The organism is Pontivivens ytuae, from assembly GCF_015679265.1.
GTDB lineage: Bacteria > Pseudomonadota > Alphaproteobacteria > Rhodobacterales > Rhodobacteraceae > Pontivivens > Pontivivens ytuae.
This window is the reverse complement of the sequence record NZ_CP064942.1, coordinates 1,903,542-1,929,682: the sequence shown is the minus strand read 5'-3', so window position 1 is coordinate 1,929,682 and position 26,141 is coordinate 1,903,542. Positions and strand designations below refer to the sequence as shown.

Sequence of the window (26,141 nt, the reverse complement as noted above, 5' to 3'; positions counted from 1 at the left end):
CCTCGCACCCGTCAAGCGGACCGCCTATCCTGTCCAAGTATCGTTGCCGCATGTAAGGACCGCCCATGGCCAGCAGACCTCGTAAGGCCGCAAAGCTGCAGTTTCAGACGACTTCGCGTCAGGGTCCCGAATATCGCACCTGGTTCCGGGGGGAGCATACCAACGTGCTCCCGCACAACCGGCACTTCTACAAACCGGGCGCGATCGAAAAATACGTGCTCAAGGGCTGGCAACCGGAAAAGCCGGTCATCGACGTGAACACCCAGGTGACGGCCTTCGGCTCCTGCTTTGCAGCCAATATCTCCAACTGGCTGTCGAAGCGGAACTACAACGTCCTCAACAAGGCCGAGGATGCGGGCCGCGCCTATGTGGTTGCATGCGGCGAGGGTATGGTGAACTCCTTCGTCATCCTCCAGCAATTCGAATGGGCCTGGGAAGATAAGGTCTTCGACCAAGAGCTCTGGCACGGCTACGACACCCAATCCTATGGCTACGATCCGGAGGTGCAGGCCCAGACGCGCAAGATGTTCGATGAGACCGACGTCTTCATCCTGACCTTCGGCCTCAGCGAGATCTGGTATGACGAGCCTACGGGCAACGTTTTCTGGCGCACCATCCCGAAGGACGCCTACGACCCTGAGCGCCACAAGTTCCGCGTCTCCACCGTCGAGGAAAACAAGGCGAACATGCGCCGGATCTACGATCTGATCCGCAAGCATCGCCCCGACGCGAAGATCATCTACACTCTGTCACCCATCCCGCTTCAGGCGACGTTCCGCGACAACTCCTGCATCACCTCGAACGCGGTGTCGAAGGGCGTTCTGCGCGTTGCCATCGATGAACTCTACCGCGAGCTGCGTGACGAGGGCGTGCTACACTATTGGCCGTCCTACGAGCTCGTCACCGATGCCTTCGCCCAGCCCTACAAGGACGACCGGCGGCATCCGCGTGACGAGGTGCTCGACTTCATCATGATGCTTTTCGAGCGGACCTGGTGCGTGGACAGCCAGATCGACGATGTTGAACAGCTTCGCGGGTTCGTCATCGCAGGGTCGGCGGCAGGTCTCTTCCCGGGCGTGCTTCAGCGCATTTGCGAGACGAAGCGCTCCTTCCGACTTCAGCGCGTGCTCGAGCGCGATCAGCTCATGGAAGATCCCGGAACGGACAAGGCTCTGCGCGGCCTCCTCGGTGTCCTGCTCGAAGCCTGGCAGCGCGATGAGAAGGACGCCGAACTGGCCGCTGACGAAGCGCCCTGAGTCAGTCCGGGCGCCACTCGCTGCGCCCGCCCAACCCCAGGGGCGCGCCTTCATCTTTCCGGAAATACGCAAGTGACCGCGGCAGCGCCCCGGGCGCCTCAGCTCAGCTCGGCGTCGATCAGCCGGGTGAAGTCGTCGTAGCTCATGTTGGAGTGCATACGCCCGTTAATCACGAAGGCAGGCGTGCCCGAGATCGCGTGCTCTTCCATGTGCTCCTGGTACTTTGCGACCAGCGCCTCGGCGAGCTCCGCATCGGCGAGACATTCGTCCATCTGCGCCTCGGTCAGGCCCGCCTGCGCGCCGATCCGGCGCAGCTCCGCGACCGCATCGGTCGGGGAGGCCGCGCGCGACCACGCCGGCTGGTTCTTCAGCAGCAGATCGACGATCCCGAAATAGCGCATCCCGCCACCGCAGCGCGCCAGCATCCCGCCCCAGAGGCCGAGGCGGTCGAAATAGACCTCCCGGAACTCGAAACGCACCTGGCCGCCATCCACGTATTCCTCGCGCAGCCGCGGGAAGACGCTGGTGTGGAAGGTCGCGCAATGCGGGCAGGTCAGCGACGCATACTCGATGATGTGCACCGGCGCGTCATCCTCCCCGATGGAGAAGGTGCGCGTCAGCGGGCCCTCGCCCTCCTGCGCGAAGGCCGCGCCCGGCATCAGGCCCAGTGCGGCCAGGGCAGCGGCGGTCTTCAGGCTGTCGCGGCGGGAAATCGTCATCGAATGGTCCTCGTCTCAGCGCTTCGCGGAAGCTTTCACATTCGTACCTAAAGAGAGCAGCGCGGCACGCAACCCTTCGTCCCCGACCTCACCGACTTCTGATCGCAGGGCCGAGAGCTCCGCGTCATCGAGCCGCTTGGCCGTCTTGTGCTGGAACGGCGTGCGCCCCTCGGCAAAGCCCGTCGGTGCAGTCTGCGTCAGCGTGACGCGGCTGATGGCGGAGTAGCCGTAGCAGGCGTTCACCCGCTCGATAATCGTGGGGATCATCATCTGCACTTGAGGGGCCGCAGCCCCCTCCACCAGCACGCTCAGCGTCGCGCCGAAGCCCTGCCGCGCGTAGCTCACGTTGAGCGGACGTGCCAGGGCGGCGATGTCCTCGCCCACCACCTCGGCCCAGTCGGTCAGCAGGCGAGAGTGGGCGAACCCCTTCTTCTCGGACGCCTTGCGCAGTTGCGGCGCGATCAGGCCACCGGCATGGGTGAACCCCCGCCGCGTCCGCTTGCCCTGTTTGCGCATCACCGACTCCCCCGCTACTCAGGCAGCCACGCTATCACCGGCCGGGGGCAGGGGAAACATGGACGCAGACACGCTGCTCGACTGGTATGACGTGCATGCGCGGGAGATGCCGTGGCGCGTCCCGCCGGGAGAGGCCCGCCGCCCGGATCCCTACCACGTCTGGCTCAGCGAGGTGATGCTGCAGCAGACGACGGTGGCCGCCGTGCGCGACTACTTCGTCAAGTTCACCAGCCGCTGGCCGACGGTCGACGATCTTGCCGCGGCCGAGGATGCTGATGTCATGGCGGCCTGGGCAGGCCTCGGCTACTACGCTCGCGCCCGGAACCTGCTGAAATGCGCCCGCGAGGTCGCGGCCCGCGGTGGCTTCCCCGATACCGAGGCCGACCTCCTCGACCTGCCCGGCATCGGCCCCTACACCGCCGCCGCCGTCGCCGCGATCGCCTTCGACCGCCCCGCCGTGGTGCTCGACGGCAACGTGGAGCGAGTCATGGCCCGCCGCCACGCCATCGAGGAGCCGCTGCCCGACAGCAAGGAGACGTTGCGCACCCTCGCCGCCCGCCACACGCCCCAGCATCGTCCGGGCGACTATGCCCAGGCCGTCATGGACCTCGGCGCCACGATCTGCACACCGAAGAGCCCAGCCTGCGGCATCTGCCCGTGGATGGAGGAATGCACGGGCCGCCTTGCCGGTATCGCTGCGGAGCTCCCCCGCAAGCGCCCGAAGAAGGCGAAACCCACCCGCCACGGCACCGTCTACTTCGCCCGCCGCCCCGACGGCGCCGTGCTGATGGAGACGCGCCCGCCCAAGGGCCTGCTCGGCGGTATGCTGGCGCTGCCCACCACCGACTGGTCCGATGCTCCCGCGCCCGCACCGCCCCTGACCACCGAATGGCGCGACGTCGGCGAGGTCCGCCACACCTTCACCCACTTCCACCTCATCCTCGACGTCGCCGTGGCCGAAAGCTTCGCCAACCCCGACCGTGGCATGTGGGTGGAGCGCCACGCTCTCGATCCCGACGCACTGCCGACGCTGTTCCGGAAAGCCTTCAAGCTCGGCCAATCGGCACTCGGCCCGATTTAACCTTGGGTCAATCCCGCGCGAGCCATCCTCCGGACGCTTGCCGAGACCGCCGGTCTCTTACAAGATCGAGGGAAAAAGACCGGAGGAAAACAATGCTCGCGCCTGCCCTGCCGTTCTGGCTGTCCCTGTCCATCGTCCCGGTTATCGCGCTCGGGGCCTATCTCGGCGGCTGGTGGCTGCTGCTGGTGACGGCCTACAACATCGTCATCTTCACCCTGCTCGACAGCCTCACCCCGCACGAAACAACGAACGCGGATCCCAACGACGACAGCAGCCTCTTCTGGCACAAGCTCGTCACCTGGGTCTGGCCGCCGATGCAGTTCGTACTGGTCTTCGGCGGGCTCTGGTGGGCCGTGACCCACGCAGGCTCCACTGCGGAGGCCATCGGCCTGATGGCGGCGATCGGCGTTGCGACCGGTGCGGTCGGCATCAACTTCAGCCATGAGCTCATCCACCAGCGCAACCGGTGGGAGCCGCGGCTGGGCGAGTTCCTGTTGACCATGGTGCTCTACGGCCATTTCCGCTCCGAGCATATCCTCGTCCATCACCGCTACGTCGCCACGCCCCGGGACCCGGTAACCGCCCGCTATAACGAGGGCTTCCACCGCTTCTTCCCCCGCGTGCTGTGGCAACAGGTGGTGAGCGGCTTCCGCGCCGAGGCGGACCTTCTGAAGCGCAAGAACCTGCCCGCCTGGTCGCTGAAGAACCCCTACTGGCGCTACGCGGTGCAAAGCGGCGCCTTCCTCCTGCTCGCGGCTCTTATCGGAGGCTGGTGGGGCGTCGCCCTCTTCGCCGTGCAGGCCTTCATCGCGATCCTGCATCTGGAGATGACCAACTATATCGAGCACTACGGCCTCACCCGCCGCCATCTCGGCGAGGGGAAGTACGAGCATGTGCGGCCGCACCATTCCTGGAACGCCAATCACCGCTTCTCGAACTGGTTCCTCATCAACCTGCAGCGCCACTCGGACCACCACTACAAGCCCGACCGCCGCTTCCCGCTACTGCAATCCTATGATGAGAGCGACGCGCCGCAGCTCCCCTTCGGCTACCCACTGATGACGATCGCGGCGCTCTGTCCGCCGGTCTTCCGCCGGATGATGAACCCGAGGGTGAAGGAGTGGCGCCAGCGCTTCTACCCCGACATCGAGGACTGGAGCAGCTACAAGACCGCCTCCAACCCGCTGCCGCGCTGATCTAGAGCCGAGGGCGGCCAGGCAAGACGGTGATTTAAAGTGATACCGCCCCGGACCCCGATCCGGGGCCGTTCACCAGCGGTGCACCTAGATCACAAAAGGTCCCGGCTCTGCGGCCGGGACGGTCACACCTCGCACAAAACCGCGCTCATCCGAACCCCCGACCGGCCGACGCAGGACGCAACCGTATCAGGCGCGACGTCTCCACCGCAGCCGTCCGGTGCCGCACCGCCTGCTTGTACTCGGGATCCCGCACCATCTCGATGAAGGCCGCCGCGTTCGGATAGCGCGCGATGAACACCAGATCCCACCGCTCGTCCTCCGGCCCGATCAGCACCGCCTCGAACCCGCCGGACCACGCCACTTGGCCGCCGACACGGGCGAGCACCGGCGCGCTCAGCTCCGAATACCGCCGGTAGGCCGCGCGCCCGTCCACCTCCTCATCCTCATACGCCGCCCGCGCCCGCAGCCGGACGAGGTTGAGCATCGCAATCGGGGTGTCCTGCGGCAGCTTGGCGAAGGCACCAAACTGCTCGCGCGTGGGGTCGATGTAGGGATCGGTCATCCATCCACGCTATCCCCCTCATCCAACGGCTGAAAGGGGTTTGCACTCCGTTCACGATCCCCTTACCGTTTCGATCCGTTTCACCCCTTACGGAGACGACCGCGATGAAAGTGAGCATCGAACGCAGCGCCCTGCTGAAGGCCATGAGCCGCGCTCAGTCGGTCGTGGAGCGTCGAAACACCATCCCGATCCTCTCCAACGTGCTGATCGAGGCGGAGGGCGACGCGATCTCCTTCCGCGCCACCGACCTCGACATCGAGGTCGTGGACAAGGCCCCGGCCATGGTCGAGCAGGCAGGCTCCACCACCGTCGGCGCCCATACCCTGCATGAGATCGTGCGCAAGCTGCCCGACGGCTCCACCGTCCAGCTTACCGAGGACACTGCCGCGGGCCGGATCGAGGTGCGCGCCGGCCGCTCCCACTTCTCGCTCGCCACGCTGCCGCGGGAGGATTTCCCGGTGATGGCAAGCTCCGAATACGACTGCAATTTCGGGGCCAAGGCCGGGGTGCTGCGCCGCCTCTTCGACAAGGCGAAGTTCGCGATCTCCACCGAGGAGACGCGCTACTACCTCAACGGCATTTACCTGCATTCCGCGACGGAGGAGGGCACCCAGATGCTCCGCGCCGTCGCCACCGACGGCCACCGCCTCGCCCGGATCGATGGTGAGCTTCCGGACGGCGCCGACACGATCCCCGGCGTCATCGTGCCGCGCAAGACGGTCAACGAGCTCCTCAAGCTCCTCTCCGAAGACGACGCCGACATCGCGGTCAGCGTGTCGGAGACCAAGATCCGCTTCGCCACGCCCGAGATCACGCTGACGTCCAAGGTCATCGACGGCTCCTTCCCCGACTATTCCCGCGTCATCCCGCAGTCGAACCAGAAGCGCCTTGAGGTCGATGCGGCCGAGTTCGCGCAGGCCGTCGACCGCGTCTCCACCGTCTCCTCCGAACGCTCCCGCGCGGTGAAGATGGCGCTGGACGAGGATCGCCTCGTCCTCTCCGTCAACGCCCCCGACAGCGGCGCGGCGGACGAGGAACTCGCGGTGGCCTATGGCGACGAGCGGCTGGAGATCGGGTTCAACGCGAAGTACCTGCTGGAGATCGCGAGCCAGGTGGACCGGGAAAACGCGGTCTTCCTCTTCAACTCCTCCGGCGATCCGACACTGATGCAGGAAGCGGGCGACACCAGCGCCGTCTACGTCGTGATGCCGATGCGCGTCTAAGACCCACCCTTGTCTCGACGCACACCCAATCCCCTCACCCCGAGGGGGGAGGGCTAGGGAGGGGGGCCAGCCGAGACCCCTCAAGCTTGCCTCCAAGCCCCGGATAACGAACTGTGCGGGGGCCATGTCCCACCTCACGTCCCTTCGCCTTTCCCAGTTTCGCAGCCACGTCCGCGCCGTCCTCGAGCCGACGCCGGGGCGCATCGCGATCTACGGGCCGAATGGGGCGGGCAAGACCAATATCCTCGAAGCGATCTCGCTCCTCTCCCCCGGCCGCGGCCTGCGCCGCGCCGCCCCGGCCGAGCTCGCCCGAGCGCCAAAGCGCCTCGGCTGGCGGGTCCGCGCCGCCGTCGACGGGCACGAGATCGAGACGGGGGCAGAGGGCGAACAGCCCCGCACCGTCCGCATCGACGACAAAGCCGCCCCGCAGGTCGCACTCGGCCGCATCCTCCGCGTCCTGTGGCTGATCCCGTCCATGGACCGGCTCTGGCTCGACGGAGCGGCCGAGCGTCGCCGCTTCCTCGACCGTATCGCGCTCAGCCTAGAGCCCACCCACGGCGAAACCGTCCTCACCTACGAAAAGGCAATGCGGGAGCGGAACCGGCTCCTGCGCGACCAAGTCCGCGACCCGTCCTGGTACGCCGCGCTCGAAGCCCAGATGGCAACCTCCGGCGAAACGCTCGCCGCGACCCGCCAGCGCACGCTCGACGCACTTGCCGAGGCACAGGAGGGCGCGGCGACCACCTTCCCCGTCGCCGATCTCGCACTGACGGATCCGGACGGCGCGCCCTTCGCGCTGGACGACTTCGCCACGCGGCTGGCCGAGGGCCGACCTCGCGACCTCGCCGCTGGGCGCACCCTCGCCGGGCCGCATCGCGCCGATCTCGACGCGCGTTACGGGGCGAAGGACATACCCGCGCGGCTCTGCTCCACCGGGGAGCAGAAGGCCCTGCTGATCTCTCTCATCCTCGCCAATGCCCGCGCCGTCATGCAGCGCATCGGCACGCCGCCGATCCTCCTGCTCGACGAGGTCGCGGCCCATCTCGACCCCGACCGGCGGCAGGCGCTCTACGGTGAGATCGATGCGCTGGGCTGCCAGGCCTGGATGACCGGGACGGACCGCGAACTCTTCGCATTTCGGGACGCCCCCGGAGTGATTCTCCACGTCACAGAGCAGGATGGCGTGAGCAATTTGGAAGAGATTCGCTCTGTCAAGTAATAAGCGGTCTCTTTCGAGCACTTCGGGCGTTGCAACCCGCTAAACCTCCACAATGCAAAGCTTAACCTAGAGTTAAGATTTTAATAAAAAATGTAATAAATTGAGGGGTTTACGAATGAAAACTTCGTCGCAATTCTCTCCTCATCAACTTAGAGGAGAGCGACATGCCAAGCTTTAAACAAAAACTTGCAGACCCCACGATCCGCATGAGTATGCACGTCAACGTGATTCCTTCAGCCGTCACGACTCAGGCCATCGCAGCGTCCGGCGCCGACGTCGTGGTCATTGATCGCGAGCACGGCGCAGTAGACTATGGAACGTGTCACGCGATGATCGCTGCGACACAAGGCAGCGACTGCGCGCCGGTGATCCGGGTCTCCGACATCAATGACGCTGAGGTGAAGCGCGTTCTCGATCTGGGGGCCGAGGGCATCATCTTCCCGCTGGTGCGCTCGGCCGAGGATGTGCGCCGCGCCGTGGCCTCCATGCGTTACCCGGGATCGATGGGGACCCGCGGTTTTGGCCCGTTCATCGCGCATTCGCGCTGGCCGAACGACATGATGAGCTACGCGGCCAGCATCGAGGATCGCCTGACCTGCGGCATCCTGGTCGAGACCGTCGAGGCGGTCGCCAACATCGACGAGATCGTCGCCGAAGAGGGGATCGACTACATCATCCTCGCGGCCTTCGACCTCTCGGCGACCATGGGCATCCCGGGCCAATTCGACCATCCGCAGTTCGTGAAGGCCTGCGCCAAGGTCGAGCAGGCAGTGCACGCGGCGAAGATCCCGCTCGGCGGTATCGCGATGACCGAGGAAGACGCAGCCGAGCGCTTCGCCCACGGCTACCGCATCATCTCCGGCTTCGACGTCCTGCACCTGAAGGCCAAGGTCGCGCAGACCGCCGCCTGGGCGCGCCGCGCCGACCCGGTCCACGCCTTCGTCAAGGAGAACGGCAAGGCGGCGCAGCACTCCCTCACGGTGCCGCATTAAGGAAGCGCTATCGACGCGCCAAGGCTTCGGCGGGCATCCGGCTCAACTGCACGGCCAGGATGCCCGCCATGATGACAGCGACCCCGAGGATATCCCGCAGGCTCAACGCCTCGCCCAGGATAATCGCGGCGATCGCCACCCCCAGGAACGGATTGAGGAAGTGGAACGTCGCCGCCCGCGTCGGCCCGACCCGTTTCACCAGCAGGAACCACGTCACGGTCGCGAGCAATCCCGGCACCAGCGTGGTGTAGGTAAAGGCGGCGATCAGCGGCCACTGCCAGTCGATTACCCAGGTCTCCGTCAGAAGGCTCAGCGGAAACAGCGCGGCCGAGCCCACCAGCATCTGCAGGCCCACGATCATGATGACGTTGCCCTGCGGCGCGGCTCCCTGCACCAGCAGGGTTGCCACCGTCAGCGCCAGCACACCGACGACCACGACGAAGACCCCGAACGAATCCGCCCCGCCGCTCAGCCGGTCGCCCATGATGACGAGCACCCCGGCAAGTCCCGCGAGCAGCCCCATTAGCGCCACCGCACCCAACCGCTCGCCGCGCAGCGCATTCGCCCCGGCCACCAGCAGCGGTAATAGGCTTGCCACGATCACCGCGAGCGACGCCTCGATATACTGCGCTGCAAAGAAGTTCGCGCCCAGGTAGACCACGTTCTGGCACAGTCCGAACAGCACCACCGCCACCCACTGCCGCCGGGTGAGCGCCGCCCGCTGGCCCAGCGCGTAGGCGATCCCCACCGCGATGAGGCCGGAGATCAGGAACCGCACCGACAGGATCGCGAAGGGCGGCGCATAGACCACCGCGATCTTGGCGGAGGTGAAGGCAGAGGACCACATCAGCGCGAAGGCCACTCCCATCCCCAATGCGCGGAAATCCATCTCATACCCCTTCGCGGATGCAGGCCCTTGGCTTATCACGGGCAACGCGCGCCCGTCGCGCGCCAATTCGTCGGGGTACAATGCAGGTCAGCGAAGCCGTCGCCGCGCGCAGATCCACGCGCGCCTTCCTCGATCGTCCGATCGAGACCGCGTTGCTGCGCGACATCCTGGAGCGCGCCGCCCGCGCCCCCTCTGGCGGCAATCTCCAGCCTTGGCATATCCACCTGCTGGGCGGCGCGGGCATGGAGCGGTTTCGCGCGGTGATGGAGCCGAAACTCGAGGCCGGCCATGCCGACACGCCCGAATACCCGATCTATCCCAGCCCGCTCGCCGCCCCCTACCGCGACCGCCGCTTCGCCGTCGGTGAGGAGATGTATACCCGCCTCGGCATCCCGCGCGAGGACAAGCCCGCTCGCCTGCGCTGGTTCCAGAACAACTGGCGCTTCTTCGAGGCGCCCGCGGGCCTCTTTCTCTTCGTTGACCGCGAGATGGGCGCCGCGCAATGGTCCGACCTCGGCGGCTACCTGCAGACTGTAATGCTGCTCCTTGTCGAGGCCGGTCTCGCCTCATGCCCGCAAGAAGCCTGGGCCGTCCATCACAAAACCGTCGCGTCCTTCTGCGATGTGCCGGAAAACCTGATGCTCTTCTGCGGTTTGGCCATCGGCCACCCGGACCCCGATGCCTCCGTCAATGCGCTGGCCACCTCCCGCGCGCCCTCGAACGAATGGTTGACCATCCATGACTGAGACCCCCCGCGCCGTCATCTTCGACATCGGCAACGTGCTCATCACCTGGAACCCGGAGCGGCTCTATCGCGAGCTCATGGGCGAGGAGAAGATGCAGCACTTCTTCGCCACCGTGGACCCGCACGAGATGAACGAGCTCGTCGACCAGGGCCACCCCTTCCGCGAGACGATCTACGCCCATGCGGAGAAGCACCCGGAGTATCGCGACGAGATCCGCCTGTGGCACGACCGCTGGATCGAGATGGCGAGCCCCACCATCGACGACAGCGTCGCGATGCTGCGCAGTCTGCGCGCGAGCGGCGTGCCCTGCCACGCGCTCAGCAATTTCGGGATCGAGAGTTTCGCTTACGCGCTCACCCACTACCCGTTCCTCGACGAGTTCGACACCCGCTTCATCTCTGGCCACCTGAAGGTCACCAAGCCCTCGGCCCGGATCTACGAGATCGTGGAGGAGGAGACGGCCCTGACCGGCGCCGAGCTCTTCTTCACCGACGACCGCGCGGACAACATCGATGCCGCTGTAGCGCGCGGCTGGCAGACCCATCTCTTCGAAGGCCCCGCCGGTCTGCGCGAGGCACTGAAGAGCCGGGGACTGCCAGTCTAAGGGAGCAGAAGGCCCCGGATCAGGTCCGGGTCGGTAGTAATCCGAACCGTCCCGGCCGCAGAGCCGGGACCTTTCGCACCAGTTGCGACGTCTCGATAATCAACAAAGCACCAAGGGCTGCGCTCGACCTGGAGGGCGCTCGTGACCGCGTGTTGCTGAGCGCGCGCCCGAAAGCATTGAAGTTATGCATTCTGTGAATGACATCGCCAACGCGCCCTCCGTGGGGAGGTCGGGCGCGGCCCGGCCTATCAGCCGGGCGGGAAGTGCTTCTGACTGACACCACCCCCGAACCAGCTCCGGGAACGGCACTCAGCAAAAACCAACCTCAGAACCCGAAGCCGTAGCTCACCAGAACCGAGTCCACGCCCGGGTTCTCGTCGTAGATCCCCGCGTTGGACTTGTGCTGATAGGCAATCGAGATTTCGTTGCCGCTCACGAACCGGTAGGCGAGCCCGATCTGGGAGCGGATCTCGAAGGGCCCGCCCAGATCCTGCCCGTCGCCCTCGTTGTAGTAGCCCGGCGCCACGCTCAGCGTCACCGTCACCGGATTGCCGATCGGCGCCCGCGCCAGCAGCCCCGCCCCGACGAAAACATCGCCTTCCGCATCGACCTCGCCGGTCACGATCGGCTCGAAGCCCACCCGGCCCAGTGCGAAGATCGGGATCGCGCGGTACTCCAGCGAGAGCAACAGTTCGGCGTCGTCATCGTCCCCCTCACCGATGCTGTCCGCCCCGACACCGACGAACAGCGACTGGGAAAAGGCAGGCGAGGCAAGCAGGAGGCAGGCAAGAAGGGTGAGTAGGGGGCGCATGGCATCCTCTTATTCTATGGGTGGCGGAACCATAGACCGGGAGCGCTGCGAACCAATACACGATCTGCTACTTGCGTTGAAAATTGATCTCGGGTAGTGCCCGCCAGTCCGCAATGGTGCGGCCAGAGGTCTTCCGCGACCCTCTATAAAAAACGGAAAGGTTACTTTCATGTCTCGTGGTTTTCTCATCGGCGTCGCGGCCATGGCCGCCGTCGTGGTGGCCTCCAACATCCTCGTCCAGCATCTCTTCGGCGACTGGCTGACCTGGGGTGCGTTCACCTATCCCATCGCCTTCCTGGTGACGGACCTGACCAACCGCTTCCTGGGCCGCGATGCCGCGCGCCGGGTCGTGGTCGCAGGGTTCGCCGTCGGGGTGCTTTGCTCGCTGATCGCAAGCCAGATCCATGGCGAGTACGGGCCGCTCACGACGCTGCGCATCGCGATGGGCTCCGGCATCGCGTTCCTCGTGGCCCAGCTGGTCGACGTGGTGATCTTCGACCGTCTGCGCGCGGGCCGCTGGTGGCGCGCACCGCTCGCCTCCACGCTGGTCGGCTCGTCGCTCGACACGGCGCTGTTCTTCTTCATCGCGTTCTCGGGCGCGCTCACTTTCCTCGACCCCGCCGAGCCCAACGGATGGGCGCGGGAGATCGTGCCGCTTCTGGGTATGGGGCCGGAGCTACCGCTCTGGGTCAGCCTCGCCGTCGCCGATTTCGGCGTGAAGCTCGCGCTTGCCGCCGTCGCCCTCATCCCATTCGGATTTGCGGTGCGGCATCGCACGGCTTGAATTTCGCCGCCGTTCTGCCAACCTATGCGGTGAACGCAACAGCAGAAAGGAGGTGATCTGATGTCGAGTGAGACGTTGGAGCAGGTGGTCGGGTTCAAGCGCGAGGTCACCATCTGAGAGGCAGCCCTCTCACATGATCCTTTCGCTCAGGCGATGGCCTGCCGGTCATCCGCCCCAGCTCACGAACAACACCGGAAGGGGCCCTCGCGGCCCCTTCCTCCATTTGAGAACACCCATGCCGATCCGCATCAACGACCGCATCACGCTCGAGGACTGGGAGCTGACCGAGCAGTTCACCCGCGCCTCCGGCCCCGGCGGTCAGAACGTCAACAAGGTCTCCACCGCCGTGGAACTGCGCTTCGAGGCGCAGCGCTCGCCCAACCTGCCGGGCGACGTGAAGGCCCGCCTGCGCCGCATCGCGGGCCGCAAGTGGACCAAGGACGGCGCGCTGATCATCACCTCCGAAAAGCACCGCTCCCAAGCGATGAACCGGGAGGAGGCGGAGAAGAAGCTCACCGACATGATCCGTGCCGCCCTCGTGCGTCCCAAGCGTCGCATTCCCACCAAGCCCACCAAGGCGAGCCAGCGCCGCCGCGTCGAAGCCAAGAAGCAGGTGGGGGAGAAGAAGGCGCTGCGCGGCCGCGTCACTCCCGACTGAGCGCGCCCCGCTCGACGAAAAGCGGTATCACGAGGGTCAGCCACAACAGCCGGAACACGTGATGCGCGGCGACGAAGGCCGGGTCGGCATCCAGCGCCACCGCCATTGCCGCCATCGTCTCCACCCCGCCGGGGGCGAAGGCGATCAGCAGCGTGACCAGTGGCAGGCCCGTGAGCGTCGCCACGATCCATGCCCCGACCGCCGCGAGCCCCACGGCGAGACCGGTCAGCACCGTCGCCGCCCCCGCCGCCGAGCGCAAAGCCGCCCGGTCCATCCCGTCGAACCGCGTCCCGATCAGCGTGCCGAGCACCACGAACCCCGGCAGCGCCAGCCAGTTCGGCAGCACGCCGGGCGTCCAGTCCCCAGCATGGCCGACTGCCGAGACGATCATTCCGCCGATCAGCAGTGCCGCGGGCACTCGCAGCTTCATCAGCACGAGGCCCAGCACGACCGCGCCCGCGATCAAACACGCGAGGTGATGCACCGCCAATGTCTCCCCCTGCGCCATCCCCACCGCGGTGCCGGAGCCCACGACCAGCGGCACCACTAGCGTCAGCGCCAGCAGACGCAGGCTCTGCACCACCGTCACGAAGCCCACATCGGCCCGCGTCTCCAGACTGAGGCCGAGCACGTAGCTCAGATGCCCCGGTGAAGCGGCGAGCACCGACGTGTTGCGCTCGCGCGCGGTCAGCCCGTGCACGGCGAGCGCACCAAAAACGAGGATCGCCGTGACCGCGGCGGCCAGCACGGCGAAGCTCACCGGCCAGGCCACTACCGCTTCAACCGAGGCCGGCGTCACGCCCGTCCCCATCCCGACGCCCAGCACGACGAAGGCAACGTCGCGCAGCGACGCAGGCAGGGCGAGGCGCACGCCCGCGAAGGCCGCCAGCGACACCGCGAGCGCCGGTCCGGTCAGCAACGCCGCGGGTGCTCCGATGACATGCGCCACTGCTGCTCCGGCCGCGCCTATGCCCAGCGCGGTGAGCGTCCTGATCCAGATGTCCGTCATGAACCGCAACCTAGGCCCGTAGGTGCGGCTCGACCAAGGCATAGCAGGGTTGCGCGGCGCGCAGCTTTGCCCCAGCGTCGGCCAAAACGGGAGGACGCAACCATGAAGAGCCGTGCCGCGCTGGCGATCGAAGCCGGAAAGCCCCTCGAAGTGACCGAAGTCAATCTCGACGGCCCGCGTGAGGGCGAGGTGCTGGTCGAGATCATGGCCACCGGCATCTGCCACACCGACGAGTTCACCCGCTCCGGCGCCGATCCCGAAGGCATCTTCCCCGCCATCCTCGGCCATGAGGGCGCAGGCATCGTGCGGGAGATCGGGCCGGGCGTAACCTCACTGAAACCGGGCGATCACGTGATCCCGCTCTACACCCCCGAATGTCGGGAGTGCGAGTACTGCCTGCACCCCAAGACGAACCTCTGCCAGGCGATCCGCACCACGCAGGGGCAGGGCGTGATGCCCGACGGCACCTCACGCTTCACCACGCTCGATGGCGATCCGGTGTTCCACTACATGGGCACGTCGACCTTCTCGAACTTCACCGTGATGCCGGAGATTGCGGCGGCGAAGATCCGGGAGGACGCGCCCTTCGACATGGTCTGCTATATCGGCTGCGGCGTGACCACGGGCATCGGCGCGGTCATCAACACCGCGAAGGTCGAGCAGGGCAGCCGCGCCATCGTCTTCGGCCTTGGCGGGATCGGGCTCAACGTGATTCAGGGGCTGCGCCTCGCCGGGGCCGACCAGATCGTCGGCGTCGATATCAATCCCGGCAAGGTCGAGATGGCGACCCGCTTCGGCATGACCGATTTTGTGAACCCGGCCGAGGTGGAGGAGGACCTGGTGCCCTACCTCGTGAACCTGACGAAGGGTGGCGCGGACTATACCTTCGACGCCACCGGCAACGTGCAGGTGATGCGCGCGGCGCTGGAATCGGCGCACAAGGGCTGGGGTGAGAGCATCATCATCGGCGTCGCGCCCGCGGGCGCCGAGATCTCCACCCGCCCCTTCCAGCTCGTCACCGGGCGCAGCTGGCGCGGCACGGCCTTCGGCGGCGCGCGGGGCCGAACCGACGTGCCGAAGATCGTGGACTGGTACATGGACGGGAAGATCGAGATCGACCCGATGATCACCCACAAGCTGAGCCTCGACCGGATCAACGAAGGGTTCGACCTGATGCACGAGGGCAAGTCGATCCGCGCCGTCATCGAGTACTGAGAGGGTAGATGCCTCCGGCGGGGATATTTCGCGACAGATGAGGGCGCGAGCGTTAACGACTGGCGGCGTGCACCGGATCGGTGCACGGATGTCATACGCAAATCATACGCATGTCATACGTCGATTTCAGCGTTAACAAAGGTGACCGCGGCAGCGAGGTTTCTTCATCTTTGAGGGTGCTGCGTTAACCCTCAGCTCGGCGGCAGCAGGCTCTGATCCCCGATGAACTCGTCCACCGGCCCATCCTCGGATCGCTGATGCAGCGGCTCGGACGCGATCAGCGCCTGCTGCTCGATCTCCCGGTTCAAAAGCGCGCCGAGCAGGATGACGAAGCTTGAAACGAAGAACCACATCATGAGCGCGGCAACCGCACCAATGGACCCGTAGATCTCGTTGTAGTTCCCGAAGTTCTTGAGGTAGTAGGAGAAAAGCGTCGAGGCGGCCATCCAGAGCAGCCCCGCCACCAACCCTCCGAAGGACAGGAGCGGCGCGCGGTTCCCCCGCCGGTTCGGCCCATAGCGGTAGATCACCCCGATGGCGAGCAGCATGGCGCCGAAGCCGGTGAGCCACGTCACGGCAGTAATCACCGTCTCCGCCGATCGGGCGAGCGGCAGGTATTGCAGCGCCACTGGAACCGCCACCACGACCAGCAACGCAAAGATCGCCACACCGACCAGCGTTAACGTTAAGGCAACGGCTGTCATGGTATGCCTCAGAAACCCCCGAAGCGACGTATCAGGGTAAACAAGGTCTAAACCCTGCAGCAAAGCATTCGATCCGGCCCGCGCGGCCCAGAGGGTGAAGGCGATGGAAATGGCCCCGGTCAGCCCGTGTCCCGACCGATCCGTCGTGAGCACCGACATGAGCTGCCCCTCGATCAGATCGTAGGCAGCCGGGGGCACGAACGCCTCCAGCCGGTCGATATGCAGCAGGATGATCGTCGGGTCGGCGATATAGCCGTAGAGCGAGATGAGGAAGGCCAGGAACGGAAAAATCGACAGCGTGGCGAAGAACGCCATGCCGCCCGATGCGAGGAAAAGGTTGCGCTCCGTTATACCCCGCGTGACGCGGCCCAAGGTTTCCATCCAGTCGCGTAGGGCGAAGAGGAAGAAGGGCCGCAGTCCATATGCGGTGCGCGCTGGCACAGCCTCAGGCGCTAAGACCGTAATAGGTCAGAAGCGTGCCAGTGCCGCGGGTCTCGATCTGGTCGTTCTTGAACACGTCCGGTGCCTTGCTGACCTCCTCTTGTGTCACGGTTACACGGGCGGAGCGCTTCGACCAGTCGATTTCGGCGATCTTCTCCATCGGCAGCAGCACCTGCCGTTCCGGCAGCCACGAGCCCGTCTCGACCACGGCGAAGGGGGCGGCCCAGGTTTCGGTATCGATGACGAGGTCGAGGACTCGGCCCATCGGCCCCTCATTCATGTCGAGGCTGATGCCTGCGAAGGCTCCGGCCCGCTGCAGATCGCCATGCGTATCCGGCAGGTTTCCGGTGAGACGGCGCAGCGGTTCGTCCTCCACCGCCGGCTCGGCGGACCCGGCATCCGGCTTTGCAGGCCAGCTCATATCGTCGAGAGACGGTGCGCCGAGTGCTGCGATCGGGACCAGCCGCGGATCGCGGTCGATCAGCCCTCCGAACTCCACGGCGACGCGCGCGACCTGACGATCCTTGGTCAGATAGAGGTCGGAGACCTTACCCTCCGCATTGTCGCCGTCGAGGGTCAACCCTTTGAGATCACGGTATTTCACGAGCATGTCGCGCTGTCTCCCTTGTTTCCTTGCAATAAACGAACACGCGAGATCTGCCCGAAGTTCACGAAGCGCAAAGGTGTCGCAGGTGATTTGTCGCCGATCGAGCGCCCGGATCGGCGGTTCGCTGCCGGTCTGCACCGGCCAGACACGACCCGAGAGTTGCAGCATCAGACCCTCTCTCTCCCACTAGTCGCGAAATGCATCTTTCGTGATGCGAAGTCCCGCCTCCCTGCGGGATTTGGGGGTAGGCGGACCCCGATCCCTTTGCGATAAGCGTTGAAAATGCTCTGGGGAGGGGTTCATGAGCAAGCAGATGATCATCTACGAACGCGCGGTGCCGGTCACGCCGGAGCAGCATGGCAGCCTGTCGGTCGATACGAAGGCGGGCTACAGCTTCGCATCGACCGTCAACTCGGTCCCGCTGGCGGCGGCGGAGTTCGCAGCGGCAGCGAGCGAGCACGTGATCGTCTTCGTCGGCAGCGGCGACGACCTGATGCCCACGGTGATCCTCGGGCGGAAGGAAGGCGACAACGCCTTCATTAATGGTGAGGGCAAGTGGATCGGCGGCTATATCCCCGCCTTCCTGCGCCGCTATCCCTTCGTCTTCGCCGCCGGGCAGAAAGAAGGCAGCTTCACGCTCTGCATCGACGAGGCATACGAGGGGTTGAAGACGGACGGCTCCGGCGAGCGGCTGTTCGATACGGACGGCAACCGGACCGAATATCTCGAGCGGATGCTGAAGTTCTCCACCGACTACCAGGCACAGTTCAATCGAACCCGGGCCTACATGAGGCGCCTCGTGGACCTCGATCTGCTGGAGGACGCGCGCGCCGAGTTCGGGGCCTCCAACGGCGGCGCGACCCGCATCGCGGGATTCCGCACGATCAACCGGGACAAGCTCAAGGCGCTGCCCGGTGACACCCTGCACGCGATGGCGCAGACGGACGAGCTGGAGCTCTGCTATCTCCACCTCCACTCCCTGCGGAACATCGCGACGATGGAACGGCGGCTGAAGCGGCAGGCCGCTTTGTGAACACCTAGCCTCTTGGCGCGATGGCGCGGCGAACCATGTCCTGCCGCGCAACATCTCGCAGAGGAGGCTCCCATGATCGTTCCCGCACAGGTTCCCCCGCCGCTCACCCTGCCGTTGGTCGGAGGCGGGACATGGGACCTCGCCCAACAATCGCCCGAGAACTTCACCATCATCGTTTTCTACCGCGGCAAGCATTGCCCGATCTGCGGCGGCTACCTGCCGAAGGTCGAGGCGGCGATGGAGGAGTTCGCTGAGGTCGGCGCCGACGTCGTCGCCGTCTCGATGGATGTGGAGGAGCGGGCGACGGCCTCCTATTCCGACTGGGGTCTCACGACACTGCCGGTCGCCTTCGGCATGACGGCAGAGGTGGCGAAGGCCTGGGGTCTGTGGCTCTCCTCAAAGCGGGAGGGGTCGAGCGAGCCGAACGTCTTCGCCGAGCCAGGGCTGGTGGTGCTCGACAAGACAGGCAAGGTCTTCTTCGTGGAGGTGCAGAACGCGCCCTTCACCCGGCCTCCGCTCGATCAGCTCGTGAAGGGGCTGAAATACGTGCTCGACAACGACTACCCGACGCGGGGCACCTATACGGGCTGATCGCTCACGGGGTCCATCAGCGCGGTGTTGAAGTCGCGCACCTGCCGCAGCAGGCCGATGAAACCGTCGGCCTGGTGCTGGGCCACCGCGCGCCCCTTCTCCGCCGTCGCGAGGGAGGCATTGCCGACGGTACCTTCGGTGTTGAGGTCGGAGGCGATCCAACCATAAGCCACCGGACCGATGGGCTGCAGCGCGATTTCCTGGGCGGTAGAGCGGAAATCCTGCGCATGGGCCATGTCCACGAGCTCCGGCCGGAAATGGAGCATCAGCGAGGTCTCCACATCGCCACCATGGATGCCGAAGGAGAGCTCCTCCGCCGGGAACATCCCCTCCGGATGCCCGAAGCTGCCCCACTGGCAGCGCACGGCGAGCATCCCGGCACGCACCCGCAGCTCCCGCGCGAGGATACCGATCATGTCGAGATTGCCGCCATGGGAATTGGCGATCACCAGCTTCGTCAGCCCGGCCCGCGCGACGGAGAGCCCGATCTCGGTCCACGCGGGCAGCGCAAGGTCGTAGGGCAGCGTAAGCGTGCCCGGCGCATGCAGATGCTCGTTCGACTTGCCCACTGCCTGCGTCGGCAGGATCAGGATGTCGAGGTCATCAGGCAGCCTCTCTCGCACCGTCGCCAGCATTCCGTCGGCGATCATCGTGTCGGTGCCGGTGGGCAGATGCGGCCCGTGCTGCTCGACCGCCGCGGTGGGCAGGATCACGACGGTATGGTCGGGATCCATCCCCTCGAACTCGGTCGTGCGATACTCGCTCCAGAACATCCTGCGCATCGGCCCGCCCTTCATCTTTCCCCAAATACGCCGACCACCTCAACCATAGGTCGCCTCCAGCCGGGAGCGGAGGTAGTCGGCCCCGCTCACCGGCGGCCATTGCGGCGCGCCGGTGCCGGGCAGTGCCGCGATCATGGCATCCGGGTTCGGGTCGAGGAAGAAGGCGACGGAGTAGCGCTCCCGCGGCGGGGGCAGCACGCGATGCGGGGTGGAGGCGTAGATCCCGTTGGTCCAGCGCATGAGGCAGTCACCGATGTTGACAACGAAGGCTCCTTCGGCGGGGGGCACATCGATCCAGTCGCCGTCGCGCGGCTTCACCTGCAGCCCGGCGGTGCCGTCGGTCATCAGCAGAGTGAGCGCGCCGTAATCCGTGTGCGCCCCAGCGCCGATCCCGCCCGCGCCATCCTCAGCGGGGTAGCGGAGCAGGCGCAGCGTCGCCAGCGGCGCGTCGAAGTCGGGGGAGAAGCGCTCGGCCTCCAACCCCAGATCCACCGCCACCGCCCGCATCAGGTCCACACCCAGCGCCCAGGCCGAGTTGTACCAGCCGAGCGTTGCCGTCCGGAAACCGGGCAGGTCGGGCCAGAGGTTGGTGCCGCGGAACGGCTCGCAGGACACGACCCGCGGATCGTCGGGCGCGAGGTCGAGGCCGACATTGAACGCCTCCTTCTGGTCGGGCGCGCCGGTCGTGTCGTCCAGCCGCTCCTCGCCGAGCGTGACGTAGCCTCTGTTGTGGGCGGAATGGCGGATGGAGACGGCGTCCTTCGCCTCCTGCGGCTGAGCGAAGAAAGCCTCGGCCGCCGCAAAGACGGGCGCCGGGTCGAGCCCGTGCCCGTCGAGCAAGAAGAAACCCGGCCCGCGTGCCGCTTCCCCCAGCGCCTGCGCGAAGCCCTGCTGACGGATGTCGAGCCGGGGGATCATGCGATCAGCCGGTCGGTCTTGCGCGCGACGCGGTCGAGGTGTCGCTTCCGGCTCTCCGGCGTCGAGCTGTCCATCAGGTAATGCGTGGCAAAGGCCGTGCGGCACCGTTTCGCACAGAGCAGCCGCACCCCGCGCAGGATCGTCCGCCGCCCCGGCGCACCGATGAAGCGGGTCAGCCACCAGCTCGCGCCGTAGGTCGTGAACACCGCCAGCCGCTCGATATGGGTCAGCCCCGGCCGTATGTTTGTGTTCACCGCATCGGGCATCAGGAACGCCACCTCGGGCAGCATCACCCGGTCGAGCCAGCCCTTGATCATCGCGGGCAGGCCGTACCACCAGGTCGGATAGATCAGGATCAGCGTGTCGCACCATTTCAGGTCCTCGACATGATCCTTCACCGGCTCGACATTGCTCGGGTCGTAGTGGTTGGCGAGCTCCTCACGGGTCAGCAGCGGCTGGAAGTCCTCGGCATAGAGGTCGCGCACCCGCACCTCGGCCTTGTTGCCGATCCGGGCGAGCACGGTATCGCGCACGGCGGCCGTGAAGCTCTCCGGATTGGGGTGGCAATAGATCACGAGGACCTTCATCAGAACTCTCTCATCTCTTCCATTACGCGCTTGTGGAAGCCGCGCCGCCTCTCATCCGTCGCGCGGTTCATATCGTAAAGCGCGAGGTACTTCGTCTTCACCCGCGGGTGGCAGACATAGCGCAGCGAGCGGGTGACGATCCTGCGCGGCGGATCACCGGCAAGGAACGCGCGCGTCCGGTTGCCGCCATAGGTGGTGACGGCGGCGAGCTTCTCGATGTGGGTGAGGTTCGGGCGCACCTTGCCGTTGACCAGCTTGAAGGAGACGCCGGGCAGGAACACCCGGTCGAAGAAGCCCTTGAGGATCGCCGGGTAGCCGAAATTCCAGACCGGGAAGCAGAGGACCAGCGCCTGCGCGGCGCGCAGCCGTTCGACATATTCGCGGACCGGTTCGATATTTGCAGGCTCAGTGTGGTAGCCGCGCCGCTCGGCTTCGGTGAGCACGGGGGAGAAGCCCTCGGCGTTCAGGTCGCAATCGTCCACGTCCCAGCCGCGGTCACGCAGCGTGCGCACGGTGCGGGCGTGCAGGACGGAGCCGAAGCTGTCGGGCACGGGGTGGGCGTAGAGGACTAGGGCGCGCATGACTTTCTCTTCGGGCGCGCCGTTGCGAGCGGGATGGCCCCCTCCCTAACCCTCCCCCTTGGGAGGGGGAGGGGACGTGCGTTGAGGCGAGCGATGCGTTCTCCCTCAACCGTCCACGGTAGAGGGCCGGGGAGGGGGTACATCATTCGGCCGCCTGCATCTTCGGGTAGGCGTACATCCGGTCGAACGCCCAGTTCGGATCGTCCCACGCGATCATCTTACCGGGGTTGAGCAGGCCCTTCGGATCTGCCTCCCGCTTGAAGGCAAGTTGCCGGTCGTCCACGGTCTGCCGCCCGCCTTCCTCTAGGGTGTAGCGGTGCGGGTTGAAGATCATGGCGCCCGCCTCCTCGTGCATCCGGATGATCTCGTCGAGCCGTTCCTCGGTGGTAAACTTCACCAGTGACAGACCTGCGAACATCACCTTGCCCTGCTCGCGCAGCACTTCGAGATGCTGGAGCACCTCGGGGCTGAACTCGGCCCGCATCTTCCCGATCAGCTCCTTGTGCTGCGGATAGCCGTAGCGGACCTGAAGATAGGTGATCGACGGCTCGACCTTAAGCGCCCGCAGAGTCGTATGGTTCCAGCCGTATTCGAAGACCGGCCCCGGCGTCCGCTCCCAGTCGTTGTCGTCGGAGCGGTAGATCAGCGTGCCGCCCATCCGGGCGAGCAGCGTGAGGAACCCGTCCATCGAGTGCGGCGCCACCATGAGGCCGACCATATGGGTGCCTTCCTCCACATGCGGCTTCACTCTCTGGAAATACGCATGCGCGATCGGGGCCTCGAACACCGTCGCGAGCTTGATGAGGATGCCGTCCTCGTTCGCCACCGCCTCGGCGAGCTCCATGGCCGGGGTGAAGTCGTCATAGGCTACGAACATCTCGACCCAGTCATAGGCGGGGGCCAGCGGCATCTCGATCTCGGTGATGATCCCGTTCGTGCCGTAGGCGTGGGAGACGCGGGCCAGCGCCTCGCCGGTGAATTCGAGGATGCGCGGCTCCTCCTCCATCGTCACGACGCGTAGGCGGATGATGTTGCCGAGGTCACGCAAGCTGCCCCAGGTGCAGGATCCGACACCGCCGGAGCCGCCCGCGATGAACCCGCCGATGGTCGCGGTGGCCCATGTGGAGGAGTACATGCGGATTTCCTGGCCGGACTGCTCGATGCAGGCCGCATCTAGGTCCTTCAGCAGGCAGCCCGGTTCCACGATGACGCGACCGGGGTGAATTTCCTTGACCGCCGCCATGTTCTTGAGGTGGAGGATGCAGCCGCCTTCTAATGGCATCGCCTGCCCGTAGTTGCCCGTTCCCGCACCTCGGGTCGTGACCGGCACATCGTGGGCGTAGCAGGTCTTGAGGACCTCGATCACCTCCGCCTCGGTCTTCGGCGCGACGACGAAATCACCGACCACATGGTCCAGCCGCTCCTTCAGCACCGGCGAGTACCAGAAGAAATCGCGGCTCTTGGAGCGGACGGAGACCTCCTTGTCGTCGATCTCGAGATGGGAGAGCGCGTCGCGGGCGGCGGCAACATTCGGTTTCATGCGGGCTCCATCAGGTGGTCGAGTTCGCGGTAATCGGGCAGCGTCCGGTCGATCCGCTGGCCGCCCCGGATCACGATGCGGTCGGATTGCGGGCGGGCGAAGAGCTCGGTCCAGCTGCGCGCATTGCAGATCACGAGGTCGGCGGGCTGGCGCGGCGCGAGGGTGGCGGGGGTAAAGCCGCAGGCCTCGGCCGGCGTGGTCGTCACGGCGCAGGGCCAGTCGGCGCGGGAATGGTCGAGATGGGCGATGCGGGTCGCCTGGCGCAGCACCTCCATCATGTCGAGATCGCCATAGGCATAGAACGGATCGCGTGTGTTGTCGGAGGCGAAGGCGGCAGGGATGCCGCGGTCGGCCATCTCGTGCACCAGCGTTACGCCGCGCGAGCGAGGCGTGCGCCCGGCGTGGCGATCCTGAAGGTAAAGGTTGCAGAGCGGCAGGGAGACGATGTTGAGCCCCGCCTCCGCCACCAGATCGAGCGTTCGCTCCGCCTCATCATCAGACTGCCGGGCGAGAGAGCAGCAATGGCCGACGACGACCCGGCCGTCGAAGGAGTGGCGCAGCTTCGCCTCGGCAATGGCGCGGAGGCAGGCGCTGTCCGGGTCCTGTGTCTCATCGGCGTGGAAATCGACGTCGAGGCCGCGTTCGGCGGCGATCCGGAACACGATGTCGAGCTTCTCGTCCAGATCCGGGACCGGATACGCGACGGCGCCGAGCACGCCGTTGTAGCGGCTCACGAACTCCGCCGTGTGTAGGTAGGCGCCGTCGGCGGTCACATTCTCGATCCCAACGAGGCAGGCGGCTTGCAGCTCGATCCGCCCGGCCCACTCCGCCCGGATCTCGTCGAAGACCGGCCATGAGATGTCGTCCTGCGGTGGGATCGAGTCGAGATGGGTGCGGATCGCGCGCGTGCCATGGGCGTAGGCGCAGCGCAGGGCGAAATCCATGCGGGCGCGCACGTCCTCGGCGCTCCAGTTCGCCGCGCGGTCCTCTCCCACCGTGGTCAGCGCACCCATGAAGGTGCCGTCCGGGTTGGCGGCACGCGGCCAGATATGCCCCTTGTCGAGATGGGTGTGCATGTCGACGAAGGCCGGGAAGACCATGGCGCCGTCCATGTCGACCTCCGGCACGCGCGCGTCGCTCAGCGTCGGGCCGTCGAGCGTCAGCTCAATGCGCACCAGATCACCCTCCTGCCCCGCGAGGCAGGCAGGCGCGTGCAGGTTCACGAGCCGAAGCGGCCCGTCGGGCAGCGTGCGGAAATCCCTCATCTCTCTCTCGCCAACGCGCTTTCGTGCCACTTGCGCAGGGCAAGGTGGGAGATGGTGCTCATGATGCCGAAGATCACCACGCCAAGCGCAGAGATCAGGAAGAGACACGCGAAGAGCCGTCCGAAGTTGAAGCGGTAGGAGGCTTCCAGCAGCGTGGATGCGAGGCCGAGGCCCGTGCCAGCGCGGCCGATCACAAACTCCGCCACCACGGCGCCGATCAGCGCGAGACCGCCCGCGATCTTCAGCCCGCCGAGGAAGAAGGGTAGCGCCGAGGGGGCCGCGAGCAGGTAGAGCCGCTGCCACCGGCTCGCCCCGTAGATGGTGAAAAGGTCGTCGAGGTTTGGGTCGGTGCTCTTCAGCCCGATGGTGGTGTTGGACAGGATCGGGAAGAACGCGACGATCCAGGCGCAGGTGAGGGCCGCGGCAAAGGCGCTCTCCATGTAGACCTGCAACAGCGGCGCGATGGCGATGACCGGCGTGACCTGGAGGATCACGGCGTAGGGGAAGAACGACATCTCCGCCCATTTCGACTGGGTGAAGGCGACGGCGAGGGAGACGCCACCGATGATCGCCATAATGAGGGCGAGCAGGGTCAGGCGGCTCGTCACGATGGTCGCGTCCCACAGCATCGCCCAGTCGGTCACCAGGGTCTGCGCGATCAGCACCGGGCCGGGCAGCACGTAATGCGGCACCTCCCACAAGGTGACGTAGAAGTGCCAGGCGAGCAGGCTGCACGCCATCACGCCCACCGGCAGGGTCCACCTCGCGATGCCGTGGATACGGGCGCGGCGCGCGCGGGCGGCCTCCTCGCTGTCGAAGGTTTGCGGGGCGTCGAGCACGGCCATCAGGCAGCTCCTATGGCTCGGTTGAGGGCGTCGGAGGCACCGCGGCACCACGCGGCGTACTCGGCGGAGGTGCGGAACTCCTCCGTCCGCGGGTAAGGAGCCGTAACCGGCAGTTCCTCGATCACGCGGCCAGGCCGTGCGGCCATTACCACGATGCGGTCAGAGAGAAACACGCTCTCGAACACCGAATGGGTCACGAAGATCACGGTGCAGCCCAGCTTCGCCTGCATCGCGAGCAGGTCGTTGTTGAGCTTGAACCGCGTGATCTCGTCGAGGGCCGCGAAGGGCTCGTCCATCAGGATAAGCTTCGGATGGGTCACCATGGCCCGCGCGATGGAGACGCGCATCTTCATCCCGCCGGAAAGCTCCCGCGGGTAGGCATTCTGGAACTTCTCCAGCCCCACCAGCTTGAGCGCATCCATGATCTCGCCCCGTACGGCGGCGAAGCCCTGGCCCTTGAGCCGCATCGGCAGCCAGACGTTCTGCGCCACGGTGGCCCAGGGCATCAGCGTCGGTTCCTGGAAGACGACGGAGAGGGACTGCTCCCCCGCCTCCCACGCGATGCGGCCGCTGGTGGGATGGGACAGGCCCGCGATCAGGCGCAGGGCCGTCGACTTGCCGCAACCTGACGGGCCGAGCAGCGAGATGAAGTCGCCTTCGAATACGTCGAGGTCGAGGCCGCGAAGGGCCACGACCTCGCCGCCGAAGACCTTGTCGACGCCCGTGAGGGTCAGCAGGCGCTGCCGTGTGGGCGATCCATCCAT

General features: G+C 66.1%; 29 protein-coding genes. 13 read left to right on the top strand and 16 right to left on the bottom strand.

The annotated features are described in order from the left end of the window. The first annotated feature begins 164 nt into the window (after positions 1–164). Positions 165–1,256, top strand: a complete 1,092-nt coding sequence (locus I0K15_RS09465; RefSeq protein WP_196105191.1) for a GSCFA domain-containing protein — start codon at positions 165–167, stop codon at positions 1,254–1,256. Between the two features lie 98 nt (positions 1,257–1,354). Here the strand turns inward: I0K15_RS09465 and I0K15_RS09460 are convergent, their stop codons facing one another. Next, positions 1,355–1,975, bottom strand: a complete 621-nt coding sequence (locus I0K15_RS09460) for a DsbA family protein (RefSeq protein ID WP_230374367.1) — start codon at positions 1,973–1,975, stop codon at positions 1,355–1,357. Positions 1,976–1,990: 15 nt separating this feature from the next. Further along, positions 1,991–2,491 carry a DUF721 domain-containing protein gene (locus tag I0K15_RS09455; RefSeq protein ID WP_196105190.1) on the bottom strand — a complete coding sequence of 167 codons (501 nt, stop codon included), beginning with the start codon at positions 2,489–2,491 and terminating at the stop codon, positions 1,991–1,993. 58 nt (positions 2,492–2,549) lie between these two features. Between I0K15_RS09455 and mutY the strand changes: the two genes are divergently transcribed. Both mutY and I0K15_RS09445 read left to right on the top strand, forming a co-directional pair. Then, positions 2,550–3,572 (top strand): A/G-specific adenine glycosylase, encoded by a 1,023-nt coding sequence (gene mutY, locus I0K15_RS09450; protein ID WP_196105189.1) that lies wholly within the window; start codon positions 2,550–2,552, stop codon positions 3,570–3,572. 92 nt (positions 3,573–3,664) lie between these two features. After that, positions 3,665–4,768, top strand: coding sequence for an alkane 1-monooxygenase (locus tag I0K15_RS09445; RefSeq protein WP_196105188.1), 1,104 nt, complete (start codon positions 3,665–3,667; stop codon positions 4,766–4,768). A gap of 148 nt (positions 4,769–4,916) precedes the next feature. Here the strand turns inward: I0K15_RS09445 and I0K15_RS09440 are convergent, their stop codons facing one another. Further along, entirely contained in the window at positions 4,917–5,333 is a 417-nt protein-coding gene (locus I0K15_RS09440) for a DUF1330 domain-containing protein (RefSeq protein ID WP_196105187.1), read from the bottom strand. Between the two features lie 104 nt (positions 5,334–5,437). Here I0K15_RS09440 and dnaN point away from each other — a divergent pair, with 104 nt between their 5' ends. The 3 genes from dnaN to I0K15_RS09425 all read left to right on the top strand — a co-directional run bounded on the left by dnaN (position 5,438) and on the right by I0K15_RS09425 (position 8,767). Next, positions 5,438–6,556, top strand: coding sequence for a DNA polymerase III subunit beta (dnaN, locus tag I0K15_RS09435; protein WP_196105186.1), 1,119 nt, complete (start codon positions 5,438–5,440; stop codon positions 6,554–6,556). A gap of 124 nt (positions 6,557–6,680) precedes the next feature. Then, a complete protein-coding gene (gene recF / locus I0K15_RS09430; RefSeq protein ID WP_196105185.1) occupies positions 6,681–7,775 on the top strand; it encodes a DNA replication/repair protein RecF in 1,095 nt (364 codons plus the stop codon). A gap of 206 nt (positions 7,776–7,981) precedes the next feature. After that, positions 7,982–8,767 carry an HpcH/HpaI aldolase family protein gene (locus tag I0K15_RS09425; protein ID WP_230374366.1) on the top strand — a complete coding sequence of 262 codons (786 nt, stop codon included), beginning with the start codon at positions 7,982–7,984 and terminating at the stop codon, positions 8,765–8,767. 7 nt (positions 8,768–8,774) lie between these two features. Here the strand turns inward: I0K15_RS09425 and I0K15_RS09420 are convergent, their stop codons facing one another. Further along, positions 8,775–9,656, bottom strand: a complete 882-nt coding sequence (locus tag I0K15_RS09420) for a DMT family transporter (protein ID WP_196105183.1) — start codon at positions 9,654–9,656, stop codon at positions 8,775–8,777. An 80-nt stretch (positions 9,657–9,736) separates the two neighbouring features. Between I0K15_RS09420 and I0K15_RS09415 the strand changes: the two genes are divergently transcribed. Further along, a complete protein-coding gene (locus I0K15_RS09415; protein ID WP_196105182.1) occupies positions 9,737–10,402 on the top strand; it encodes a nitroreductase in 666 nt (221 codons plus the stop codon). Next, complete coding sequence (locus I0K15_RS09410) at positions 10,395–11,006, top strand: HAD family hydrolase (protein WP_196105181.1); 612 nt, start codon at positions 10,395–10,397, stop codon at positions 11,004–11,006. Before I0K15_RS09415 ends, I0K15_RS09410 begins: the two co-directional genes overlap by 8 nt. Positions 11,007–11,331: 325 nt before the next feature. Here the strand turns inward: I0K15_RS09410 and I0K15_RS09405 are convergent, their stop codons facing one another. Then, on the bottom strand, positions 11,332–11,817 hold the full coding sequence (locus I0K15_RS09405; protein WP_196105180.1) for an acyloxyacyl hydrolase: 486 nt from the start codon (positions 11,815–11,817) through the stop codon (positions 11,332–11,334). Between the two features lie 169 nt (positions 11,818–11,986). Between I0K15_RS09405 and I0K15_RS09400 the strand changes: the two genes are divergently transcribed. Both I0K15_RS09400 and arfB read left to right on the top strand, forming a co-directional pair. Then, complete coding sequence (locus tag I0K15_RS09400) at positions 11,987–12,601, top strand: queuosine precursor transporter (RefSeq protein WP_196105179.1); 615 nt, start codon at positions 11,987–11,989, stop codon at positions 12,599–12,601. 235 nt (positions 12,602–12,836) lie between these two features. Continuing rightward, positions 12,837–13,259: an alternative ribosome rescue aminoacyl-tRNA hydrolase ArfB gene (gene arfB / locus I0K15_RS09395; RefSeq protein WP_196105178.1), complete on the top strand. Its 423-nt coding sequence runs from the start codon at positions 12,837–12,839 to the stop codon at positions 13,257–13,259. Here arfB and I0K15_RS09390 read toward each other — a convergent pair. Further along, positions 13,246–14,268, bottom strand: a complete 1,023-nt coding sequence (locus tag I0K15_RS09390) for an AbrB family transcriptional regulator (protein ID WP_196105177.1) — start codon at positions 14,266–14,268, stop codon at positions 13,246–13,248. The two genes, arfB and I0K15_RS09390, sit on opposite strands and share 14 nt — an antisense overlap. Before the next feature lie 102 nt (positions 14,269–14,370). Between I0K15_RS09390 and I0K15_RS09385 the strand changes: the two genes are divergently transcribed. Continuing rightward, the gene (locus I0K15_RS09385; RefSeq protein WP_196105176.1) at positions 14,371–15,483 is read left to right on the top strand and encodes an S-(hydroxymethyl)glutathione dehydrogenase/class III alcohol dehydrogenase; all 1,113 of its coding nucleotides are present in this window, start codon (positions 14,371–14,373) and stop codon (positions 15,481–15,483) included. A 191-nt stretch (positions 15,484–15,674) separates the two neighbouring features. Here the strand turns inward: I0K15_RS09385 and I0K15_RS09380 are convergent, their stop codons facing one another. Together I0K15_RS09380 and I0K15_RS09375 are read right to left on the bottom strand one after the other, a co-directional pair. After that, positions 15,675–16,628 carry a YihY/virulence factor BrkB family protein gene (locus tag I0K15_RS09380; protein WP_196105175.1) on the bottom strand — a complete coding sequence of 318 codons (954 nt, stop codon included), beginning with the start codon at positions 16,626–16,628 and terminating at the stop codon, positions 15,675–15,677. A gap of 4 nt (positions 16,629–16,632) precedes the next feature. Beyond that, complete coding sequence (locus tag I0K15_RS09375; RefSeq protein WP_196105174.1) at positions 16,633–17,403, bottom strand: PRC-barrel domain-containing protein; 771 nt, start codon at positions 17,401–17,403, stop codon at positions 16,633–16,635. Positions 17,404–17,536: 133 nt separating this feature from the next. Between I0K15_RS09375 and I0K15_RS09370 the strand changes: the two genes are divergently transcribed. Together I0K15_RS09370 and I0K15_RS09365 are read left to right on the top strand one after the other, a co-directional pair. After that, positions 17,537–18,268 carry a SapC family protein gene (locus I0K15_RS09370; RefSeq protein WP_196105173.1) on the top strand — a complete coding sequence of 244 codons (732 nt, stop codon included), beginning with the start codon at positions 17,537–17,539 and terminating at the stop codon, positions 18,266–18,268. Positions 18,269–18,340: 72 nt separating this feature from the next. Further along, entirely contained in the window at positions 18,341–18,859 is a 519-nt protein-coding gene (locus I0K15_RS09365) for a redoxin domain-containing protein (protein ID WP_196105172.1), read from the top strand. On the opposite strand, the gene I0K15_RS09360 is transcribed toward I0K15_RS09365, so the two are convergent. From I0K15_RS09360 to I0K15_RS09325, 8 genes are all read right to left on the bottom strand, one after another. Further along, positions 18,847–19,632, bottom strand: coding sequence for a creatininase family protein (locus I0K15_RS09360; protein WP_338420768.1), 786 nt, complete (start codon positions 19,630–19,632; stop codon positions 18,847–18,849). The two genes, I0K15_RS09365 and I0K15_RS09360, sit on opposite strands and share 13 nt — an antisense overlap. 48 nt (positions 19,633–19,680) lie before the next feature. Next, on the bottom strand, positions 19,681–20,559 hold the full coding sequence (locus tag I0K15_RS09355) for an isopenicillin N synthase family dioxygenase (RefSeq protein WP_196105170.1): 879 nt from the start codon (positions 20,557–20,559) through the stop codon (positions 19,681–19,683). After that, positions 20,556–21,146 carry an NAD(P)H-dependent oxidoreductase gene (locus I0K15_RS09350; RefSeq protein ID WP_196105169.1) on the bottom strand — a complete coding sequence of 197 codons (591 nt, stop codon included), beginning with the start codon at positions 21,144–21,146 and terminating at the stop codon, positions 20,556–20,558. The genes I0K15_RS09355 and I0K15_RS09350 overlap by 4 nt, the downstream gene beginning before the upstream one ends. Beyond that, the gene (locus I0K15_RS09345) at positions 21,146–21,727 is read right to left on the bottom strand and encodes an NAD(P)H-dependent oxidoreductase (RefSeq protein ID WP_196105168.1); all 582 of its coding nucleotides are present in this window, start codon (positions 21,725–21,727) and stop codon (positions 21,146–21,148) included. The genes I0K15_RS09350 and I0K15_RS09345 overlap by 1 nt, the downstream gene beginning before the upstream one ends. A 142-nt stretch (positions 21,728–21,869) precedes the next feature. Then, the gene (locus I0K15_RS09340) at positions 21,870–23,267 is read right to left on the bottom strand and encodes an FAD-binding oxidoreductase (protein WP_196105167.1); all 1,398 of its coding nucleotides are present in this window, start codon (positions 23,265–23,267) and stop codon (positions 21,870–21,872) included. Next, the gene (locus tag I0K15_RS09335) at positions 23,264–24,532 is read right to left on the bottom strand and encodes a cytosine deaminase (protein ID WP_196105166.1); all 1,269 of its coding nucleotides are present in this window, start codon (positions 24,530–24,532) and stop codon (positions 23,264–23,266) included. Before I0K15_RS09335 ends, I0K15_RS09340 begins: the two co-directional genes overlap by 4 nt. Next, the gene (locus tag I0K15_RS09330) at positions 24,529–25,377 is read right to left on the bottom strand and encodes an ABC transporter permease (RefSeq protein WP_196105165.1); all 849 of its coding nucleotides are present in this window, start codon (positions 25,375–25,377) and stop codon (positions 24,529–24,531) included. Before I0K15_RS09330 ends, I0K15_RS09335 begins: the two co-directional genes overlap by 4 nt. Then, positions 25,377–26,141: an ABC transporter ATP-binding protein gene (locus I0K15_RS09325; protein ID WP_196105164.1), complete on the bottom strand. Its 765-nt coding sequence runs from the start codon at positions 26,139–26,141 to the stop codon at positions 25,377–25,379. The genes I0K15_RS09330 and I0K15_RS09325 overlap by 1 nt, the downstream gene beginning before the upstream one ends.